The following is a 4,500-nucleotide window of genomic DNA, read 5'->3' as shown; positions in this document are numbered from 1 at the left end:
GTCCTGGAGGCCTGCCGGCGCGGCCTGGACGTCCTCGACGACCACCGGATGACGCTGGGGGCCTCGGAGTTGCGGGCGCGGGCCACCGCGCAGGGCGCGGAGCTCGCCGCGCTGGCCCAGCAGGCCAGTCTCGCGCAGGGCGGCCCCCGTCGGCTGCTGGTGTGGAGCGAGCGCTGGCGGGCCACGGTGCTGTCCACGCCGCCGACCCGGCCGCCCGCCGACCCGGCGCTGCTCAGCGGTCTGACCGCGTTCCGGGAGATCGCGGCCCGCGCGGAGTCCGCGCGGATGGACGGCCGTCCGGTGCCCGCGCTGGAGCGTGAACAGCGGCGGCTGGAACGGGAGATCCGCTCCCGCACCCACCACATGCGCGGCGACGCGCCCGGCTACGGCGACCGCTTCGACGCGGGCCGGCTGCTGGACCGGCTCGGCGACGGGCGGCTGGTGGAACTCGCGGTGCTCGACGGGCGGGTGCACGTGCTGCTGTGCGGGCAGGGCCGGGTACGGCGGTTCGAGGGCGGGATGCTCGCGGAGGCGGTGGCCGAGGCGGAGTATGTGCAGGCGGGCCTGCGCCGCCTGGCGCACCCGGGGGCCGAGGGCAGGCTGCCGCTGGTGGAGAGCGCGGGGCACCGGCTGGAGGAGCTGCTGCTGGGCGGGGCCGTACCGCACCTCGGTTCCGGGCCGGTCGTGGTGGTCCCGCCCGGCGCCCTGCATCGCGTGCCCTGGGCCCTGCTGCCCTCGCTGCGGGAGCGGGTGCTCAGCGTGTCGCCGTCGGCGGGCAGCTGGCTGCGCGCCCGGGAGACGGAGCCGCCGGCCGGCGGCGCGCACGTCCTGGTGCGCGGACCGGGTCTGGCCACCGGCGGCGCCGAGGTGCCCGAACTGGCCGACCGGTACGGCACCGCCAAGGTGCTGGAGCACGACGACGCGCAGGTGCCGCGGGTGCTGGACGAACTCGACGGCGCGGCGCTGGCCCACATCGCGGCGCACGGCACGTTCCGCGCGGACAGTCCGCTGTTCTCCTCGCTGCGGATGGCCGACGGCCCGCTCATCGTGCACGACTTCGAGCGCCTCGCGCGCAGCCCGTACCGGATCATCCTGTCCAGCTGCGACACCGCGCGGCTCGCCTCGGTCGGCGCCGACGAGCTGCTCGGTCTGGTCACCGCGCTGCTGCCGCTGGGCACGGCCGGGGTGGTGGCGAGCAGCGCGCCGGTCAACGACGCGGCCGTGGTGCCGCTGATGCTCGCCCTGCACAAGGGGCTGGACGCCGGTCTCTCCCTGGCCGAGGCCCTGCGCGACGCCCGGGCCGCGCTGCCCGGCGACGCGGTGCACCAGGCGACGGGGTGGGCGTTCGCGGCGTTCGGCGCGGCATGACGCGGTTTTCGCGGGCCACCCGGTTCAGGCGGACTCCGTGCCCGGCAGCTCGACCAGCCACGGCAGGGCGCCCCGGTCACCGGCGCCCAGGCGGGTGTAGGCGCCGTAGAGGTGGTTGCCGACGGTCCGGACCGACAGGGTCAGCCGCTCGGCGATCTGCCGGTTGCTCAGCCCCGAGGCGGCGAGGGTGACGATCTGCCGTTGCCGTGCGGTGAGTTCGCCCAGGACCAGGCCGGCCAGGGCCGGGGTGCGGGCGCCCTGGCAGTGGCGGGCCAGGGCGACCGCACGGGTGCGGGACGCACGGGCGGCGTGCGGGTCGCGGTGCGCGCGGACGGCCTGGGCGTGCGCCTCGGCCGCGAACAGCAGGAAGCCGCGCTCCGCCAGTGCCTCGGCGGCACGGTCGAGGGCGGCCCCGTCGGCCCGCGCCAGCGCGTCGGCGTGACGTGCGAACACGCCGCCGGCGGGCAGCGGTTCGGCGATCCGCTCGGGCTCGCCGAGGCGTACGGCCTCGTAGCGCACGTACACGTCCTCCCCGGCGGTCCCGCGCGGGCTCTCGGCGGTGCCGTGCGGGGTGCCGTTGGGTGCCGCCCTCTCGTCCGCAGCCGTCGTCACGCTCAACTGCGCTACCGCCTGGCCGAGTTCGCTGCGGCACTCCGCGTCACCCGGTGCCCGTCGCAAGCCCTCCCCCGCCCAGGCCGCCGCTTCCCGCAGCTCCCCCCGGAGCCGCGCGTACCGGGCGCGTACGGCCGCGTAATCCGCCGGCACCGGCACGCCCTCCTCTGTCAGCCACTCCCCCACGTGCGTCGGCGGCCGCCGTACGTCCATGGCCCGGATCCCGTGTGCCAGCGCGTCCCGTTCGGCCGCCAGGGCCGCTCGGCACCGTTCCGGTGTGCGGGCCAGCCGTCGGGCCCGCAGCCGCCCGGCGGTGGCCCGCAGCGCCGGGCCGTGCAGGGGGTGGGCCAGATGGGCGGCGCCCCGGTCGTCGATACGGATCAGACCCTCCGCCTCCAGGTGCTCCAGGGCGTCCAGGTCGAGGTCGTCCGCCTGCGGCGGGAGGGGTTCGGCGAAGGCGAGGTGTTCCAGGGCCGCGCGCTCGGCGGGGTCGCGGCGGTCCAGCAGGGCGGCGGCGCGCTCGCGCACGGTGGGCGTCACCGGCAGCGGGCCGCGCCACGCCCACTCGTCCGTCCCCGGGACGCGGGTCAGCCACTCGGACTCGCGCAGTGCGACCAGCAGTTCGCGCATCAGCCGCAGGTCACCCGCGCAGACCCGGTGCAGCCGGTTCACGGTGAGCGGCTCCAAAGCTCCCCCCAGGGAGAGGAGTTGTGCGGTCGCCTCCCGGGGCAGGGGTTCCAGCGCAAGCCGCGGCAGGAGTTCACCGGTCCACAGCCGGGACACGGCACCGGGTACGGGGGCGCCGTCCGCGGCGACCACGACGAGGCGCGTGTGCCCGGGTACGGCGAGCTGGTGGACCAGGGCGGCCGAGGCCTCGTCGAGCAGATGGGCGTCGTCCACCACCAGCACTCGTACTCCGGACAGGATCCGCACCGCCCGGGGCAGCGAGACGGACTCGGGCAGCAGGTGCGCGAACGCGGCGAAGGGCAGCCCACGGGACTCTGGCGTCCCGGTGACCCGGGCGCCTTCGGTGCCGCGCACGGCCTCGGTGACGAGCCGGGTCTTGCCGAAGCCTCCCGGCCCGGTCACCACGATGCCGTGGCGTCCCGCGGTCAGGGACCGGCGGATCAGCTCCAGTTCGTCCTGCCGGCCGGTGAACGGCCAGGGCAGCTCGAGGGTCTTCGCGTCCTGTGCGTGAGTCGTCACGTCATGAAGAGTCCCCTTACTCAACCCTGATACAGGGGCACTTGAGTAGCCCCCGACTCAGGCGCCCGGGACGGGCCGGCGGCAGGCTTGGCCCATGACCCAGCGCTACTGCTCGCTCCCGCAGCAGTCGGCCCCGTCCTACGCACCGGGGCTGGCCGCCGAGCGGCTGAGCGCGCTGCTGAGCGGGCGCCAGATGTGGGTCAACGGCACGGTCCTGCACTACTACTTCTTCGACGCCGGCACCGACGCCTCGGTGATCCCCGTCCCGGGGACCGGGGAGACCCGGCGGGTGCCGTGGCCCGGCGCCGAGGAGCAGCGGGACGTCGTGCGCGAGTGCTTCCGGGAGTGGCGGGACCTCGGCATCGGTGTGACGTTCGCCGAGGTCACCGACCGCCGGGAGGCCGAGCTGAGGATCGGCTTCCAGCCCGGCGACGGCTCCTGGTCGGCGGTGGGCCGGGACGCGCTCTCGGTCGGTCTGAACGAGCGCACCATGAACCTGGGCTGGGACCTGACCGCGCCGGGACAGCGCGGTACGGCCCTGCACGAGATCGGGCACGCGCTCGGCATGCTGCACGAGCACCAGAGCCCGTTCGCCGGCATCCACTGGGACGACGAGGCCGTGTACGCCGATCTGGCGGGCCCGCCGAACTTCTGGAGCCGGGACAAGACGTTCTTCAACATCCTGCGCAAGCTCGACCCGTCCGAGGTCAACGGCTCGGTGTGGGACCCGCAGTCCATCATGGAGTACCCCTTCTCGTCGGGGCTGATCCTGGAGCCGGAGCAGTTCCGGCGGGGCCTGCACCCGCCCGGCACGCTGTCCCCGGCCGACAAGGAGTTCGTGCTCCGCTGGTATCCGCCGGCCGACCAGCCCCGCCCGGCCGCGCTGGTCCCGTTCCGTTCCGCGCCGCTGCGCCTCGGCCCCGGCGAGCAGGCCGATTTCACGGTCGAGCCGCCGGAGACCCGCGAGTACAGCGTGGGCACCTTCGGGGACGGCGACAGCGTGGTGGTGGTGTTCGAGGAGCGGGACGGCGAGCCGCGCTACCTGTGCGGTCAGGACGACGGGGGCGCGCCGCACAACGCCACGGTCAGGGTCCGGCTCGTCAAGGGCCGCCGCTATTTCGTCCGCGTCCGCCTGTACTCCACGTGGGGTTCGGGAGAGACGGCCGTCATGTGCTGGTGACAGCACGGGCCGCCGCGCGGATGTCCGGGCCACAGTCCGGCGCCGGGGGAGCGGGCGGAAACGTCGGCTTCGGGGGAGTGCTAAGGTTGACGCCGGCCCCCGGGCTAAGGGCGTTCAGGTTCCGAGAGAATACG

Annotated in this window: 3 protein-coding genes; 2 read left to right on the top strand and 1 reads right to left on the bottom strand. The window is 75.4% G+C overall.

Features of this window, described 5'->3' with window-relative positions:
* Positions 1-1,368: CHAT domain-containing protein (locus ACFW2E_RS42170; protein WP_384476058.1), on the top strand; the 1,368-nt coding region annotated here is incomplete at its 5' end.
* Between the two features lie 24 nt (positions 1,369-1,392).
* On the opposite strand, the gene ACFW2E_RS42165 is transcribed toward ACFW2E_RS42170, so the two are convergent.
* Complete coding sequence (locus ACFW2E_RS42165) at positions 1,393-3,186, bottom strand: LuxR C-terminal-related transcriptional regulator (protein ID WP_384476056.1); 1,794 nt, start codon at positions 3,184-3,186, stop codon at positions 1,393-1,395.
* A 94-nt stretch (positions 3,187-3,280) separates the two neighbouring features.
* On the opposite strand from ACFW2E_RS42165, the gene ACFW2E_RS42160 reads away from it, so the two are divergent.
* On the top strand, positions 3,281-4,366 hold the full coding sequence (locus ACFW2E_RS42160) for a M12 family metallopeptidase (RefSeq protein ID WP_384476053.1): 1,086 nt from the start codon (positions 3,281-3,283) through the stop codon (positions 4,364-4,366).
* Positions 4,367-4,500: the final 134 nt, after the last annotated feature.

The sequence above is a fragment of the Streptomyces sp. NPDC058964 genome, assembly GCF_042741275.1.
Lineage (GTDB): Bacteria > Actinomycetota > Actinomycetes > Streptomycetales > Streptomycetaceae > Streptomyces.
The sequence above is the reverse complement of the archived record's forward strand: the minus strand, read 5'-3'. Positions and strand labels throughout refer to the sequence as shown.

Excerpts from the sequence above, each read along its gene's own strand:
- ACFW2E_RS42160 (WP_384476053.1), top strand. The coding sequence starts at position 3,281 with ATGACCCAGCGCTACTGCTCGCTCCCGCAGCAGTCGGCCCCGTCCTAC.